General features: G+C 65.9%; 12 protein-coding genes and 1 tRNA gene. 8 read left to right on the top strand and 5 right to left on the bottom strand.

All coding sequences use genetic code 11. The features are described from left to right. A partial coding sequence (locus tag C468_RS02265; protein ID WP_008847256.1) for a DUF7857 domain-containing protein occupies nt 1-205 on the bottom strand: 205 nt, incomplete at its 3' end. Between the two features lie 95 nt (nt 206-300). Here C468_RS02265 and C468_RS02260 point away from each other — a divergent pair. Next, nucleotides 301-1,464, top strand: a complete 1,164-nt coding sequence (locus C468_RS02260; RefSeq protein WP_008847255.1) for a hypothetical protein — start codon at nt 301-303, stop codon at nt 1,462-1,464. Nucleotides 1,465-1,762: 298 nt separating this feature from the next. Here C468_RS02260 and C468_RS02255 read toward each other — a convergent pair whose 3' ends face one another. Beyond that, nucleotides 1,763-2,539, bottom strand: coding sequence for a hypothetical protein (locus C468_RS02255; RefSeq protein WP_049911913.1), 777 nt, complete (start codon nt 2,537-2,539; stop codon nt 1,763-1,765). Nucleotides 2,540-2,700: 161 nt separating this feature from the next. Here C468_RS02255 and C468_RS02250 point away from each other — a divergent pair, with 161 nt between their 5' ends. The 3 genes from C468_RS02250 to C468_RS17435 all read left to right on the top strand — a co-directional run bounded on the left by C468_RS02250 (nt 2,701) and on the right by C468_RS17435 (nt 5,179). Continuing rightward, a complete protein-coding gene (locus tag C468_RS02250) occupies nt 2,701-3,123 on the top strand; it encodes a type IV pilin (protein ID WP_080510599.1) in 423 nt (140 codons plus the stop codon). A 227-nt stretch (nt 3,124-3,350) separates the two neighbouring features. After that, nucleotides 3,351-4,082, top strand: coding sequence for a hypothetical protein (locus C468_RS18835; RefSeq protein WP_206536734.1), 732 nt, complete (start codon nt 3,351-3,353; stop codon nt 4,080-4,082). Nucleotides 4,083-4,606: 524 nt separating this feature from the next. Then, the gene (locus tag C468_RS17435) at nt 4,607-5,179 is read left to right on the top strand and encodes a helicase C-terminal domain-containing protein (protein ID WP_080510598.1); all 573 of its coding nucleotides are present in this window, start codon (nt 4,607-4,609) and stop codon (nt 5,177-5,179) included. Between the two features lie 809 nt (nt 5,180-5,988). Here the strand turns inward: C468_RS17435 and C468_RS02240 are convergent. The 3 genes from C468_RS02240 to C468_RS02230 all read right to left on the bottom strand — a co-directional run bounded on the left by C468_RS02240 (nt 5,989) and on the right by C468_RS02230 (nt 10,546). After that, nucleotides 5,989-6,061, bottom strand: a tRNA-Arg gene (locus C468_RS02240). A 27-nt stretch (nt 6,062-6,088) separates the two neighbouring features. Continuing rightward, nucleotides 6,089-8,761, bottom strand: a complete 2,673-nt coding sequence (locus C468_RS02235; RefSeq protein ID WP_008847251.1) for an efflux RND transporter permease subunit — start codon at nt 8,759-8,761, stop codon at nt 6,089-6,091. Then, nucleotides 8,762-10,546 carry a COG1361 S-layer family protein gene (locus tag C468_RS02230; protein WP_008847250.1) on the bottom strand — a complete coding sequence of 595 codons (1,785 nt, stop codon included), beginning with the start codon at nt 10,544-10,546 and terminating at the stop codon, nt 8,762-8,764. It lies immediately after the preceding gene. A 215-nt stretch (nt 10,547-10,761) separates the two neighbouring features. On the opposite strand from C468_RS02230, the gene C468_RS02225 reads away from it, so the two are divergent. From C468_RS02225 to pepF, 4 genes are all read left to right on the top strand, one after another. Further along, nucleotides 10,762-11,568 (top strand): TrmB family transcriptional regulator, encoded by an 807-nt coding sequence (locus C468_RS02225; RefSeq protein ID WP_008847249.1) that lies wholly within the window; start codon nt 10,762-10,764, stop codon nt 11,566-11,568. 136 nt (nt 11,569-11,704) lie between these two features. Beyond that, nucleotides 11,705-13,366: a PAS domain-containing protein gene (locus tag C468_RS02220; RefSeq protein ID WP_008847248.1), complete on the top strand. Its 1,662-nt coding sequence runs from the start codon at nt 11,705-11,707 to the stop codon at nt 13,364-13,366. Nucleotides 13,367-13,470: 104 nt separating this feature from the next. After that, entirely contained in the window at nt 13,471-13,944 is a 474-nt protein-coding gene (gene rimI / locus C468_RS02215; protein ID WP_008847247.1) for a ribosomal protein S18-alanine N-acetyltransferase, read from the top strand. A gap of 68 nt (nt 13,945-14,012) precedes the next feature. Further along, nucleotides 14,013-15,812, top strand: coding sequence for an oligoendopeptidase F (gene pepF / locus C468_RS02210; protein WP_008847246.1), 1,800 nt, complete (start codon nt 14,013-14,015; stop codon nt 15,810-15,812). Nucleotides 15,813-15,974: the final 162 nt, after the last annotated feature.

Below are 15,974 nucleotides of genomic sequence, written 5' to 3'. Positions count from 1 at the left end.
CCCGCCGCTCCTCGGGCGCGAGACGCAGCGTCACCCCCGCCTCGTCCCACCCGGTCTCCGGAACCCCGTCCCGCCGGGGCGGGAGCACGGGACCGTCGAGCCGGCTCTCGATCCGAACGCGTCGCGGGACGGCGTCATCGTTGCGTACGCGACACCGAACCAGCGACACGCCTCCTTCCCGCTCGACGTCCCACGCGAGATCCATACGCCGGGTGCCGCGGCATCATTTTTAAACTGCGGGCGGCGAGCGCGCGAGCGCGACGGGAGACCGCTTATTACACGGGGAATCGTCCGCCGCGTATGGACGAGCCGGCGGTGTTCGATCGCGTCGTGACCGCCCTCGACGAACGGGACTACGAGCCGCTAGTTCACGTTCCGGAGGCGCACAGCGACGCGTACGCGGACGTGCTCGACCGCTGTCGCCGCCACGAGATAACGATCCGCGGGCGGTACCCCGACGTACTCGGGTTCACCGAGTCCGACCGCGTGTTCGCGATCGAAGTGAAGGGGTCGACGAACCTCCTTCGGGGTATCGGACAGGCGCTGACCTACCAGCAGGGCGCGCACGTGTCGTACCTCGCGGGGCACGACGAGGCCGTGCGGCCGCACGCCGACCTGCTCCGCTCGAAGGGCATCGGCGTTATCGAGGTGGACGAGGGCGGCGCGGCCGCGTGGCGCTCGCCGCCGAGCGCGGAGTCGGCCGCGGGGGTCGCGGACATCGAGGGGCGGCTCTCCCTGCGGCTCCGCGGAAACGAGTTCGGCGGCGACATTACGACGCTGAGCCTCGCACAGCCGCTCAACTACCTCGCCCCGGTCGTCGCGATCGACCGTCACGGTCCCCTCGCGCGCGACGAGCTCGTCGACGCGATCGCCGACGAGTACGGGTTCGGCGCCGGCGGCGAGACCGTCGCGAGCGCGCGCACCCTCGGGCTGGTCGCGGCGGGGTCGCCCCGCGGACTGACCGAACAGGGAGAGCTGGCCGCGACGGTGCTGCGCGGCTACGGGATCGAGGACCTCGACGCCCTCCGCCTGACGAAGGAGGACGTCGCCCGGCGCACCGTCGCCGAGGTTCACCCGCCACTCGCGGTCCTCCTCCGGAACTCCTTCGTCAGGCACCCCGAGTTCGGGCTGCTGCTCGACGCGCTCCGCAAGGAGGGGCCGCGCGTGCACTTCCTCGCCCTCGTCGAGCGGCTCGTCCGCGAGTACCCGAACGTCTTTCTGAGCGCGTTCTGCACGACTCGCGGCGCGGCTCGCGCTCGAGAGCTGATCGAGCGCGGTGAGACCGCCCGGCTCTACCGGGACCGGAACGTCTGGGCGGACGTGATCCGCACCAACGTCCCCTTCAACTTCGTCCAGCAGCTGAAACACGTCGGCGTCCTCGCGCCCGAGACGCGCAGCCACAGCGGCGCGATCGCCGACTACGACCCCGACGCGAAGCCGTGGATCGTCGCGGACGCGGAGTGAGGTTCGCGGTGAGCGGGGGGCCGACACCGACGAAGCGGCCGGCGATGAAGGAAAACCGTCGCGTGTCCCCGATCCCGCACCGAAGCGCTGGATCTGGCCGGTGAAGTCGACGACTGGCGAGACGAATTCGTCGGGTACGAGCGGCCCAGTTGACCGGCGATTCCCCGGGCCCGGACGATGACCGAGGCTCGAACCGGAACGTCGACGACGCCCTCGAAGCCGCATCAGCGTCTTGTACTGAGCAGCTGGGGTACAACCGATCAACTGCTAGTGGTTTCGACGGGCCCGCGAACCGGGACTACTCGACGCCGAGCTCTCGCACGGCGTCGGCCGAGATCGTGATTCCGGCATCCGATGCAGTGACCCGCTCGTCGAGCACGTCGGCGAGCACCGCTCGGAGATCCTTGATAAAGGAACTCGGGCGGTTGACCTGAATACGGGTCGTCGATTTTTCCTTGTAGTTCAGCCCGCGGTGGCGGACGTAGATCCGAACGAACGACCGCCGGACCGGACGCGGAACGTCCCACACGACCGCCGGGACCTGGTCGAGAGTCGTTTTCACACCGGTCGGTGCCCCCATCGTGACGAGGCACCGGCCGAGGACCGTTCCATCGCAGGTGGGGACGATCTCGGTCGCGCGACCGGGGAGGTCCGCGTTCCGACGTATCGTCTCGACGCCGACGCGCTCGAAGGCGTCGCGGATCTCCGCGCTATCGACCCGCTCCCCTGCAGTCACTGCGGGGACGTAGTTCCGGGCGGTGATGCTCCCGCCCGCGAGGCCGTGCGCGAGCAGGTCGACGAGCGCGGCGGCGACCTCGCTGTCGGGGTCCGGGTCGAGCCAGCCGTGGTCGATCGCGGTGTCGATCGCTCGGACCGGGTCGGGGATTCCGTCGTTGAGCCACCCGCGGACGCGTTCGGCGGGCAGGTTGAGAGCGTTGCCCACGCGCACCCGACCGGCGTTCGGGTGCGCGGCGGCGTAGTCGAGGACGCGGCGGTAGTCGAGGACCTTCTCCCACGGATTCGGGTACACGCGATCGCTGTAGGTTCGCGCGAGAGCCTGGGGCGTGGGTTGCACGAGCGGTGCTTACAGGTCAGCTGGTTTGACCTTGCGCATCTAATTTTCGAGGCTGATACTCGTGCCAGTAACTACATAAGCAGAGCCTACCTAGCGTCTAATAACCAGCTAACCGACCGAAACGGGCGGCCGTTTCATCGGTGGACCGCTGGGTTCAAACTATGAAACCACGCAACCTATTCAATTCAGACGACCGTGCGGTGAGTCCCGTTATTGGAGTCATACTCATGGTCGCAATCACTGTGATTCTGGCCGCCGTCATCGGGACGTTCGTTCTCGGCCTGGGTGACCAACTAGGGGATACTGCGCCGCAGGCGAGCTTTGACGTTGTTGAACTAAGCGATGCCGACGGAAACATTACTTTCGCCAAAACCGGCGGTCAAACGATCGATGCTGGGGATCTTACCTTATCGATTAGCGGAGATCGCTATGAGGGAGCGTTCCTGGATGAGGACTGGCAGAGCGGAGAGGAAAAAGTAGGGAACTACACTCCCGCCAGTTACGATAGTGAAGAAACTGTCAGAATCATTCACGATCCGAGTGGCAACGCAATCTTCGAGGAAACTGTCGACTTTAGCAGCTAAAAGCCTGTAAGCTGCTATTCCTAGCATTTAATTTATCCCCAACTAGGTTTTATTTTTGTCTAGTATCGCAGTCTAAGTTCCTCCGTATTTAATTATGGATCGTTCCCAGATATAACTCGTCACGAGCGTCGCGGATGTGCTTTTCCGACTGAATCATGTCTGTTACTGAAATCGCTACACACCCGAATGTTATTCAAATTCGCGCTTGAACACCACTGTAGAGCCGTATGGAACGTGATCGCGGCATCGGTATCCTGTGTGAAAAGAGCAAGCCGGTATTCCGCGACGTAGCCGAGCGTCTTCGGAATGCAGGCTTTCATGTTCGATTCTTCCATCCCCAAACACCGCTCTCCCCAGAACAGATCGCCGACCTCTCGTTGATCGTTAACAAGAAGACACTCCCGAGTGCACTCCCGGCTCTCAGGCATGCTCGACGGACGGGGACAGTGCTGTGGAATAATTTGCAGGCGTTGATTTTGTTCAGTTCACGGCTTGTCGGTCTTCGAGCGCTTTCGGAGATGGGATTTCTCACACCTGGAGTCACCTTCGAGAAACCTGCTGGCGAATACGTCGCAAAAGGCTACTACATCTGGAACGACGAACCCGAACTCAACGGCGAGGGAGATTTCTATCAGGAACTGATTCCGACGGAACCAGTCGATTACAAGTATTATGCCGTCAACGACGGGTCACAAATACACATCGCGGGGCGGCGGGTCACCTCGAAGCTCTACGGGGAGAAACAGTTCCTCGGCCAGATAGAGATCAGGCCAGCACTTGCAGCGTCGCTCCGAGAACTTGTCGAACGATTTGACCTTCGGGGTGTCGGGGTTGATTTGGTCAAAGATGGCGACGGCCAGTATTGGGCTGTCGATGTCAACCTCGCAGCGGGATACCGAGACACTGGACTAGAGCCGGCTCTCACCGAATCGATTATTCAGAGTCTGCCAAGCGAGTGAAAAGAAGTAAATCTGATCGATGAGTGTCATAAATTAGAGGACCAGGTCGCCTCCCTACATGCCGGCATTACAGTCTCATCGCATTCACTTCCGGAAGAAGTTGTTAGCGGGATGCCATCGCGTATTGATATTCCAAACGAAGGTATAGTCACATTTGATGATATCAGAGATGAACTCCAGAATGTATACGACCGAGCTGAGCAGTATATAAATGATCAAGCAGGAACAGTAGCGGTTGATGACCTAGATCTGAAAGACTGTATGGGGGTTTTGTAAAAAATACGAATGGTGCGTTGAACAGACAGAAGCAGGCCGAAACTGGGTGATTAAAAAATAAAATTGTTGGCGGAGAGAGTCTCAATACCATCCCAGTTGATGTAGATGAATTTTTACAAGAACATGTCTGGTCGCGAAGCAACAAACGACTTCTCAGTACCGCGACTATGCCCTTTCCTGAAATGCCTGATAGATGGATACAGCGTCTCGGACTTGCCCCATGACAAACAAAAGTCATTCAGTATCCAATGCCGTTCCCTGCAGAGAATCGACAAATCGTTACTAAGACGCAAGTTGGTAGGATGTCATCTGGTGGATTTGAAGACCATTTTGATGCTATTGTTGAGAAGTTGAGACTCATTTCACGGAAGCATAGCGGTGAGAAGGGACTTGTCCACACAGCCAGTTACGATCGAGCCAATCAGTTACACAACCACTTCAAGGACAATTCACAGTGTCATAGCCGGTCGGGAGATTATCTTAGTCTACAGATATCGTATTGGCAGCAGAGTAACGATGATATGTTCTTTTCACCAGCTGCTATGGACGGAGTCGACCTTCCGAGAGATAAGTGCCGGTGGCAGGCGTTGGTAAAGGTTCCATATCCCAACCTAGCTGACCCACGAACACGTTTCCTTACTGATGAGCGCGATAGAGACGATTTATACATGGAACGTACATCACAGCAGATCCAACAGTCAGTCGGTAGGGGAGTTCGCGAGGCAGGTGATGAGTGTATCTATTACGTACTTGACGAGAGCTTTTCTGACGTGAGAAGAAATGTCGATCTCCCCGACTGGTTTGAGAAAGCAATCATATGATTGTAGTATCATCTGAGAAGTTAGCTGCATAATTGCGGGTAACTGCGATCAGTGGTGTGTCAGCACTCCTCACCGTTCAGTTGTTTCTCTTCCATTGAAACCAAGAGATAGTCATTGATGCGGCCCCAACTTTCCGGTATATGATATATACTGTTGAGAGTGAGATTCCGATACTTGCGGCACCTTTCCCATTCCCCAGCTCAACCAGAATCATCACACGAGGTGCAGTTCGTCCTATGAGAGGTATTGAATTCAGTAGTAATGATGAATCGAATGCAAAGGGAGAGAGAGTATATCGACAGAAGGAATGCATCTGGAGACCGCAAAATCCCGGTTGCAACACCTGCTGCGACTGCTAATGCAATTACAAACGCATATTTCCGCACTACTTTTCGTCCCTTTCCGATAGTTGTCTCAGGTGAGTTTGAATCCACATTACGAAAATAACGAAAGGCTGAGAAGAAATCGTCAAGCATGATTCTGATAGTTTGTCACATCATTATAAAATTTCTCCAGGAAGTGGTGTGACAACTGCCAAATTACTATATCGCCGGTAGTACCGAACCCGTAGTTCTCCCGATCTACTCGACCCCGTCGGTAATCCGTTCTCTATCGAACCCTTTTCGGTGAGATGCTACTCGACCCCAATCACTAAGACGGATGCCGTTTTGGTTCTTCGCGAATCGACAGACGGCGGCGACCACCGTCATGGAACGTGACGAAATCACCCCTCGAAATGAACCCGAAATACCGTCGACCTCGACGCTGTCCGGTGGTTTGCTATGTATCCGCACCAAGAGGCTGTGTGACGGGCGCGACGGGATTTGAACCCGCGGCATCTTGGTCCGGAACCAAGTGCTCTGTCCGCTGAGCTACGCGCCCTCACGACGGGATATCCGCGGCGAGCGTTTAACGCTTCTGACTGCGGTCGTCCGGGTCGGTCGATGGCGGGGGGTCGGTTCGGTCCGGATCGGTGCCCGCAGTCCGACGAGACCCCTCGGCGAGCGGTGGGCTCCACTCGAAGCCCCGCCCCGCGGGACTTCGGACGCCCCCGCCGTCGGTGCGAGCGTCTTCGGCCGACCGATCGGCGCCATCGGGCGTCCCGCTTCCGCTCTCGCCTCCGGAGCCGAACCGACCGACTGCCCGGCCGATCCACAGCAGGTCGAGGCGGCGCTCGACGGCGGCGGCCCAGAGGAGGAGCGCCGGCGGCAGCACCACGAGCGAGGCGAGGTACGCGAGCGAGATGCTCGCGGCGGTCAGGAGCCCGAACTGGCCGAGGATCGGGGTGATCGCGAGGACGAGCACGCCCGTCCCGAAGGCGGTGGTCGCCATCGTGCCGGTGAGCGCGCCGCCGGTGCCCCGGAGGGTGGTTTCGACCGCGGCGTCGGCGTCGCCGAGCTCGACGTACTCGTCGTGGAAGCGGTGGGCGACGTGGACCGTGTAGTCGACCCCGAGCCCGATGGTGATAGAGAGGATCGTCGCGGTGAGCGCGTTGAAGGGGATGCCGGCCAGCCGCATCGTCGCCGTGAGCGTCGCGACGGTGACGGCCACGGGGAGCAGCGTGACGAGTCCGAGGGCCGGGCTGTCGAGGAACAGCCGGAACAGGACGATCAGGAGCAGCGCCGAGAGCCCCAAGGCAGCCGACAGGGAGACGATCGCGGAGTCGAAGATCGTCTCGGAGACCGCCTGGAAGACGACGATCTGACCGGTCGCGGTGGCGTCCCCGCGGTAGCGGTCGGCCACCGAGCGAGCGTCGGCGGTGATCGCGGCGTCGGAGGCGTCGGACTCCACGTCGAACACGACGCGCGTGGACCGGTCGTCGTCCGCGAGGTACTCGCCGGTGAACCCGGCGTAGCCCGAGTCGCGCAGCTCGCCGTAGATCCGGTCGAGGTTCCGGTCCGGCGGCCCGTCGTCGAGCGCCGACTCGTCGACGAGCTGTTCGAACTCGGGGTTCTCGTCGGCGTACCCGTCGATCGCGTCGGTGACGCCGGTGGCGCTAGCGCGGCCGTCCGTCTCGACGAACGTGTCTGGGGGGTCCCGCTCGGCGCGGTCGAGGCTCCGGAGGGCGGCGTCGCTGGTCATCCGCCGCTCGACGTAGACCGTCACGGTGTCGTCCTCGCTCGTGGCGAAGTTGTCGGAGAGGAAGTTGATCGTCTCGGTCGCGGTGTACTCGCCGGGCTGCATCGGGCCGGGGAAGTAGTCGACGTAGCCGGGCTCCTCGCTCGGCGGGAGGAAGTCGTCGTCGTCGAACGTGGTGTCGACGCCGGCGCCGTACCCGGCCGCGCCGGCCGTCAGGAGGACGACGACGAGGAGGAAGACGGCGGGAGCCGGCCGGGAAATCGCGGAGAGCGACGGGAGCAGACGACCGAGCGCCGAGTCCTCGGAGCCGAGCGGACGGGAGCCGAACTCGGGGAGCGACCGCTCCGCGCGCCAGCGGTCGACGAGGAGCTTCGCCGCCGGCAGGAAGCCGACGAAGATGACGAGGGTGAAACAGATGCCGATGCCGGCGACGAGCCCGAACTCCTGGAGGGGGTCGAGCGAGCTGGTCAGGTTCGCGAGGAAGCCGATGATCGTCGTCCCCGCGATGATCGAGTACGCGACCGTCAGCTGGCCGAGCGCGTCGCGCATCGCGGGCGTCGGCGCGGTGCCCTCGGCGCGCTCCTCGCGGTAGCGGTTCACGGTGTGGATCCCGAAGTCGATCCCGATCGCTAGCAGGAGGACGGGCACGGCGATCAGCACGTCCGAGAAGGCGATGCCGGCGTAGCCCGTGAATCCGAACGTCCAGACCACGGTCATCAACAGCGCGACGCCGCCCAACACGAAGTCGAACGGGTCGCGGTAGGCGTACGCCAACAGCCCGAGGATGACCGCGAGCGCGGCCGGCACGACGATCGCGAGCGAGTCGAAGATCACCTGCGCGAACTCGCTGTCGACGATCCCACTGCCGAAGACGGTGACGTCGCCGGGCGCGCCGTCGGCGATCGCCCGCGCCTCCAACTGGATCGCTTGAGTGTCGGCCGACGCGGGGAACGAGTGGGTCACGACGCCGAGCGCGGCGGAGGCGGTCTGTGACTCCCGGTTGTAGTCGTCCGAGAGCAGCGTGTCGAAGCCGGGGTCCTCGGCGGCCGCCGCCACCGCGGCGTCGATCTCTCCCTCGCTGGCGCGCTCGACCGCGTCGCGCGCGTCGCCGGCGGTTTCGACGTCCTCGTCGAGCTCGGCCGCGACGTCCATCGCCGGGGCGGACACCTCGGTGACTCGCAGCCCGTCCCGGTCCTCGAGCCGCTCGGCCGTGGTTAACATCGCGAGCAGTCCGCGCCGGTCGAGCACGTTGCCGTCACGCTGGATCAGCTGCGTCGTCGGCTCGTCGCCGCCGAACGCGGGCTCGAACTGCTCGTTCACTCGGTCGAGCGCGTCGGCCTCCTCGATCCCCTCGGTGAACTGGTCGCTGCCCGCCTCGGACTCGAGGAGGGCCATCCCGGGCGCGAAGAGGACCGTGACGAGCAGACAGGCGACGACGACCCGCCTTGGCTGGTCGACGACGCGGTCGGTTATGCCCCGGAAGACGCGCTCTGATCGCGACATCTACCGGTCGCGGGCCCGCTCGCGGAGCCGCGAGAGCGTTCGGCTCACCCGGCCGCGCTTCCACACCGCCGCGGCGCCGAGCGCGAGGGCGCTCAGCAGGGCGACCATCCCGACTGGCGACCGGAGCACGCTGCCGTCGTCGTCGGTGACGACGTCCACGGGGAGCCGATAGGTGTCCGAGAGCTGCTCGTCGCCGTCGGCGTCGTCGTACCGGAAGTCGACCGCGGCGGAGTACGTCTTCTGTGTGGTCCCGTCGTCTGCGCTCACCTCGAAGCTGAGGGTAGTCTCCTCGCCCGGGTCCAGCGAGGTGACGAACGCCTCGTCGTCGTCCGAAGAGATCGGCTCGTCGACGAACAGCTTCGCCTGCACGTCGGAGACCGGTTCGGTGCCGGTGTTGCGGACGACGACGTCGTACCGGGCCGTCTCGCCCGGCGCGACCCCGGTCACGGGGGCGGCATCGGCGGTCGCGTTGCCGTCAGCAGTCTCGTTCCCCCCGTCGTCCCCGTCGGCGCTCGGTTCGGCCGGCGAGACGGCGAACGTCTCCTGCTCCGGTCGCACGTCGACGACGGCGTCGAACGCGTCGGAGACGACCACGTCGTCGTCGAGGCCGCGGTAGCGCACCGCGAGGTTGAGCGTCCGGTTGCCCGGGTTCGCGTCGGACCGGATCCCGGTGTCGAACGTCGCCGTCGCGGTCTCGCCGACCGCGAGGTCGCCAACGGTCACCCGCGTCTCGCGGGGGACGACGTTCTCGTCGGCCTGGACCGTGTCTTGGCCGACACCTTGGGGCGCCGGCGCCTCGTTGTCGAACGCGACGACGGCGTTCTCGACCGGACGAGGGCCGTCGTTGCGGACCTCGACCGCGAAGGAGCCGTCCTTGCCGACCTCCAGCGAGCTGTTCAGCCCGGTCACGTCGAACGCCTGCCGGGAGAGCGGCGTCACGCCGGTTCGGACCGTCCGGGCGGCCGCGTCGGCGCGCTCGGCGTCGCGGTAGTCCACGTCGAACTCCAGCGTCGAGGCCCGCGGCGTCGCGTCGGCCGCGGCGTCGAACCGGTAGGTGAACGTGCGGTTCTCGCCGGGCGTCCAGTCGTCGACGTACGTCTCGGCGGTGCCGGCCTCGGTGGTGAACGTGAGGTCGGGGTCGACCGGCGTCGCCGCCACCGACGCCTCGCGGGCGGTCTCGTTCTGGACGTTCCGCATCGTCACGTCGACCACGCCGGTGTCGCCGGCCTGCACCGCGCCGTCGACCGCGGTGACCGCGAACTGCGCGCGGTCGGTTATCTCCACGTCGACGACCACGGTCTCGGTCTCGACGCGCTCGTCGCGGAGGGTCGCGCCGTCGTCGTCCTCCGCGTTGTACACGTTCCGGTACTCCAGCCGGATCGGGACCTGGTACACGCCGGGCTCCGCGTCCTCATCGGGGACGACGGTGAAGTCGATCGGACCGGTGACGCCTCGGGGCACGTCGCCGACGGTCTGCTCGCCGGTGCGCACGTCGAAGGGGACGTCGCGGTCGGTCTCGTCGCCGGCGAGGACCCGCGCGGTGGTCTCGTGGGCGGTCACCACCTCGCTCTCGAGGTCGTCGAACCCCTCCTCGCTCACGTCCCCGCGGTTGTTCAGGCTCACCTGCAGCGTCGATTCCTCGCCGGGGACGAACGCCGTCTCGGGCGCGAACGCCTCGATGTCGGGGTCACCGCTGACCGTGTCGTTGGCGGCGACCAGCGCGGTGCCGCCCGTCAGCAGGCAACAGACCAGCGCGACGACCGCCACCGTCCGGATTCGACTCATTTCGGTTGTCGGCGGTAGGCCGCGCTGACGTAATACCCTTCGGGAACCTGTAGAAACATCGTATCAGTTTCCAGAAATTCCTTTCGGACCGACCTGTGGTCGAATACCGGTATTCGGTGTCGAAATTCGCGTCTAGTTCGAGATTCGACGATCGATACCGAAACTGGATCTCGTTTCAACACCACTCATTTATATACCTCCGGCGTAGTCGACGCATGGAGTCGCTTCGCGATCTGGGGCTGTCGAGCTACGAGGACCGCGCGTACCGGGGACTGCTCGGGTTAGGAACCGGGACCGCCGCCGACGTGGCGGCCGAGAGCGGCGTCCCGAAAGGCCGCATCTACGACGCGCTCGGCGGGTTGGAGTCGCGCGGGCTGGTCCGCGTCCAGAGCGACCGGGAGCCGAAGCGGTACGCGCCGGTCGAGCCCGCGGTCGCCGTCGACCGCCTCGTCGAGGCCAAGCGCCGGGAGTTAGAGCGCCGGATCGAGGCGTACGAGTCGGGTCGAGACGAGCTGGTCGACCGGCTGGCCGACGCGGAGCCGACCGACGACCAGTTCTGGACCGCCGCCGTCGGCGCCGACGACTCGCTCGACCTGCTGTTCGAGCGGGTCGACGCCGCGGCGGAGTCGATCGTCGTCGTCGCCACGGAGGTCTCCTCGCAGTTCGAGGTGGACCGGGAGGGGCCGGTCCTCCTCGACCGGCTGCTCTCGGCGATCCGGCGCGGCGTCGACGTCTCCGTGCTGCTGTCGCCGGCGATGTTCGAGGACGCGCTGACCGCTATCGACGAGGACCGCGCCGTGCTCGCGATGGCGCAGGGCGCGTTCACGCTCCGCGTCACCGACGACGTGTACGGGAACTTCTACCTCATCGACGGGGAGGAGGTGTGTCTGGAGGTGTCCGACCCGCTCGCGCCCGACCGCCTGTTCGGCATGCTCGACCTGCGCGACCGGGGCTTCGCGACCCGCGTGAGCGACGGGTTCACCGACGCGTGGGAGGCGGCCGACGTCGTCGAGGATATTTAAGAGTCGGAAGCGATGACTCTCCGAGTCGATGACAAGAGATCGCCCGCAGTCATCGAAATCTGTCGCCGATTATCTCTATCGATAATTCCGGGGCGCACCTTTATCGGCTCGCGTTCGAAGGGGGAACCGAACCAGCGTGACTCTCCGCCCGACCGATCGCCCGGTAGCTACCTGTCCCGACGGTCGCGACGACGACCGCCGGGAGTCGACCGACTCGTCGACCGACGGTGCCGTCCGCGACCCGACGGTTCCGGACGGACGGACCGACGCGGCCGAGGGGGCCGAGCCGCCCGCGTCGCCCGTTCCGGGCGCCGACCGGTTCGTGGCGGCCGTCGCGGTCGACGGCGAGGTGCTGTTCGCCGGCCCGTCCGTGCCCGCGGTGCTCGGGGTCGAGCGCGCGGCGCTCGACGGCGAGGACCTGTTGGAGCGCGTCCACCCGAACGACCGCGATCCCGTCGCCGACGCGCTCTCGGCGGTCGCGACCGACCGCGTCGTCACCCATCGGCTCCGCCACGCAAACGGCGGGTTCGTCTGGGTGGAGTCGGTCGTCGACGAGGAGTTGGCCCCCGAGTTCGGCGGGCGCGTCGTCACCGCGCGCCGCGTCGACGCCGACCAGACCTTCCCGGAGCGGTTCCGGGAGTTCCTGGAGTACGGCACGGATCTGGTCACCGTCGTCGACGCGGACGGCCGCGTCCGGTACGAGAGCCCGTCGGTCGAGGAGGTGCTCGGCTACGAACAGGGGTCGACCGTGGGGCGGTCGCCGCTCGGCTACGTCCATCCGGACGACCGCGAACGCGTCACCGAGCGGTTCTACCGCGCTCTCAACGACCCCGAGGCGGCGCCCACATTGGAGTACCGCTACCGCACCGCCGACGGCGACTGGGTCTGGCTGGAGTCCCGGACCCGGTCGCTGCCCGCCGACGCCGCGGTCGGGCGCCTGCTCATCAACTCCCGGGACGTGAGCGAACGGAAGGCGCGCGAGCGCCGCCTCACCGACCGCAACGAGCGGCTCGACCGCTTCGCCAGCATCGTCTCCCACGACCTCCGGAACCCGCTGTCCGTGATCCGGGCGTCGATGGAGATGGCGCGGCTGAAGGGCGACACCGAGCCCCTGGAGCGCGGCGAGCGCGCCGTCGACCGGATCGACCAGCTGGTCTCGGAGCTGTTGACCCTCGCCAGACAGGGCTCCGGGATCGACGAGCCGACCGAGTTCGCGCTCGGCGGCGTCGCCCGCGAGGCGTGGGAGACCGCCGGGAGCGCCGACGCGACCCTCGTCGTCGGCGCGGACGCGAGAGTGCGCGGCGACCGCGGTCGACTGCGGCAGGTGTTCGAGAACCTGTTCCGGAACGCGACGGAACACGGCGCGCCGGGCGAGGGGGCGGGCGAGCCCGCCGCCGGGCGCGCCGACTCCGCCTCCGTGCGAGCCGACTCCGCCTCCGTGCGCGCCGACCCCGCCGCCTCCCGGCCGACCGACGGCGGCGAGGACGCCCCGCTCACCGTCGTCGTGACCGCGACCGACGGCGGCTTCCTCGTCGCCGACGACGGACCGGGGATCGACCCGGACCACCGCGAGGACGCCTTCGACCCCGGCTTCACGACCCGCGAGGACGGGACGGGCTACGGGCTCGACATCGTCCGCGAGGTCGTCGAGTCGCACGGGTGGACCGTCGGGCTCCGGGGCGGCGACGCCGACCCGGCGTGCCCCGAGGACGTGACGGTCCCCGACGGGGCGTGCTTCGTGGTCCGCGGTCCGGGCCCCGAGGCGGCCGAGGCGGGCGAGCCGTGGATCGACGGCTGAGCCGGTCTCGCATCGGCGCCGCCAGCGTCGCGACGCGGGCGCGCCCCGGTCTCGCCTCGGCGCCGTCCCGTCGCGTTTATTCCTCCCGGTCGCCAATCCGACCCGTGACACCCGCCGACGCGACCGTCCGTCCGGTCGAGCGCGCCGACCTGCTCGCCGTGGTGCGGATCGAGCGGGCGTGCTTCTCGGACCCGTGGCCGTACGACGCCTTCGAGCGGCTGCTCGAGGAGCCGGCGTTCCTCGTCGCGGAGCGCGACGGGGCGGTCGTCGGGTACGTCGTCGCGGACGCCACCCCGAACCACGGGCGCGACATCGGCCACGTGAAGGACCTCGCGGTCCACCCCGAGGCGCGCAACCGGGGGATCGGCCGGACGCTGCTCCGGTCCGCGCTCGCGCGCCTCCGCGCCGTCGGCGTCGCCGTCGTGCGGCTCGAGGTCCGCGAGAGCAACGCGGCCGCCCGCTCGCTGTACGCGGACGAGGGGTTCGACCCGATCCGCCGTATCTCGAACTACTACCGGGACGGCGAGGACGCGCTGGTGTTGGTCGTCGACGTCGCCGAGTGGGCCGAGGGGAAGTGAGCCGACCGCTTCCCGCGCGGACTTCCGCTTTTAATAACTCTTAGTGCCCCGGGGGCCAACCCCATGGTATGAGTTCGGTTCCCGAGCGGTCGGAGATCGACGAGGCGTACAAATGGGACCTCCGAAGCGTCTACGCGGACGACGAGGAGTGGGAAGCCGCCTACGAGGCGGTCTCGGACCGGATCGAGGAGCTGGCGGCGTACGAGGGTCGCGTCGCCGACGACGCCGCGACCCTCCTCGAGCTGCTGGAGCTGCGGGAGGAGATCTTCCGCGACCTCCAGCAGGTGATGACGTACGCCCGGCTCCGCAGCGCCGAGGACACCCGGAACCAGGAGTACCAGGCGATGTCCGCGAGGGCGTCCTCGCTCGGTTCCGAGGCGTCGAGCGCGATCTCCTACCTCGAACCGGAGCTCCAGTCGCTCACCGAGGCGGAGGTGGCGTCCTTCATCGACGCCGAGCCCGGGCTCGCCGAGTACGAGCACTACCTCGACGACGTGTTGCGGATGAAAGACCACACGCGCTCGGCCGAGGTCGAGGAGGTGCTCGCGGACCTGTCGGAGGTCACCGACGCCCCGAGCGAGATCTACTCGATGCTGACGAACGCCGACATGACCTACGGCGTCGTCGAGGACCCCGACGGCGAGGAGGTCGAGATCACCCAGGCGAACTTCACGAAGCTCCAGACGAACCCGGACCGCGCGTTCCGCGAGCGCGTCCACGAGACGTTCTACGACGAGTGGGCGAGCGTCCGCAACGCGGTCGGCACGTCGCTCGAGAAGGCGGTCCGCGAGCACGCGACGAGCGCCGAGATCCGCGGGTACGACTCCGCGCGCGAGGCCGCGCTCGACGGCTCGAACGTCCCGGTCGAGGTGTACGACACCCTCGTCGACACCGTCGACGATAACCTCGGCGTGCTCCACCGCCACGCCGACCTGAAGGCCGAGGCGCTCGGCGTCGACCGGCTCGAGAGCCACGACTTCTACATGTCGCTGACGGGCGATCAGGGCCCCGACGTGGAGTACGAGCAGGCCCGCGAGTGGGTGATCGAGGCGGTCGCGCCGCTGGGCGAGGCGTACCAGGAGCGGATGGCCGAGGGGCTCGGCTCGCGGTGGGTCGACGTGTACGAGAACCGCGGGAAGCGCTCGGGCGCGTTCTCCTCCGGGACGTACGACACCCAGCCGTTCATCATGATGAACTACCAGGACGATATCGCCTCGATGTTCACCCTCGCGCACGAGCTGGGGCACTCGATGCACTCGGAGCTGGCGGGCGACGCCCAGCCGTGGCACGACGCGAGCTACGAGATCTTCGTCGCGGAGATCGCCTCCACCGTCAACGAGACCCTGCTCACCCACCACCTGCTCGACACGGTCGAGGACGACGAGCTCCGGACCCACGTCCTCGACGAGTACCTCGAGCGCTTCCGCTCCACCCTCTTCCGGCAGACGATGTTCGCGGCCTTCGAACAGCGGATCCACGAGCGCGTCGAGGCCGGCGACGCGCTCACGCCCGACGCCTTCGACGAGATCTACGCCGACCTCAAGGGCGACTACTACGCCCCCGCGGAGCTGACCGGCGGCATCGAACGCGAGTGGGAGCGGATTCCGCACTTCTACTACAACTTCTACGTGTACCAGTACGCGACCGGCATCTCCGCGGCGGCCGCGATCGTCGAGCGCGTCCTCGACGAGGGCGAAGACGCCGCCGCCGACTACCGCGAGATGCTCAAGGCCGGCGGCGCCGACTACCCGCTCGACGTCGTCGAACTAGCGGGGATCGACATGGCGTCGCCGGACCCGATCGAGTCCGCGGTCGGGATCTACGACGAGTACCTCGACGAGATCGCGGCGCTGCTGGATCTGGAGTAGTCGAGAGAAAGGGGAGTGATCGATATCGGGAGTGAGTGTTGCAGTTCGTCGGTGGCAAGAGGATATTCAAACGGAACTCAGCGACGGCGACGATCGTTTATAAATAAACAATAGCGGTCGGCGCGCGCCTGCGAGCGGCCGCCGCTGGCGGCCGCGAGTCAA

The sequence above is a fragment of the Halorubrum kocurii JCM 14978 genome, assembly GCF_000337355.1.
In the GTDB taxonomy this organism is placed as follows: domain Archaea; phylum Halobacteriota; class Halobacteria; order Halobacteriales; family Haloferacaceae; genus Halorubrum; species Halorubrum kocurii.
This window is presented reverse-complemented; position numbering and strand designations above follow the sequence as displayed.

Bases quoted from the DNA above. Each gene is read 5' to 3' on its own strand.
- C468_RS02225 (WP_008847249.1), top strand. From the start codon at position 10,762: ATGGAGTCGCTTCGCGATCTGGGGCTGTCGAGCTACGAGGACCGCGCG.
- C468_RS02230 (WP_008847250.1), bottom strand. From the start codon at position 10,546: ATGAGTCGAATCCGGACGGTGGCGGTCGTCGCGCTGGTCTGTTGCCTG.
- C468_RS17435 (WP_080510598.1), top strand. From the start codon at position 4,607: ATGCCGTTCCCTGCAGAGAATCGACAAATCGTTACTAAGACGCAAGTT.
- C468_RS02260 (WP_008847255.1), top strand. From the start codon at position 301: ATGGACGAGCCGGCGGTGTTCGATCGCGTCGTGACCGCCCTCGACGAA.
- C468_RS02235 (WP_008847251.1), bottom strand. From the start codon at position 8,761: ATGTCGCGATCAGAGCGCGTCTTCCGGGGCATAACCGACCGCGTCGTC.
- C468_RS02250 (WP_080510599.1), top strand. From the start codon at position 2,701: ATGAAACCACGCAACCTATTCAATTCAGACGACCGTGCGGTGAGTCCC.
- pepF (WP_008847246.1), top strand. From the start codon at position 14,013: ATGAGTTCGGTTCCCGAGCGGTCGGAGATCGACGAGGCGTACAAATGG.
- C468_RS18835 (WP_206536734.1), top strand. From the start codon at position 3,351: ATGGAACGTGATCGCGGCATCGGTATCCTGTGTGAAAAGAGCAAGCCG.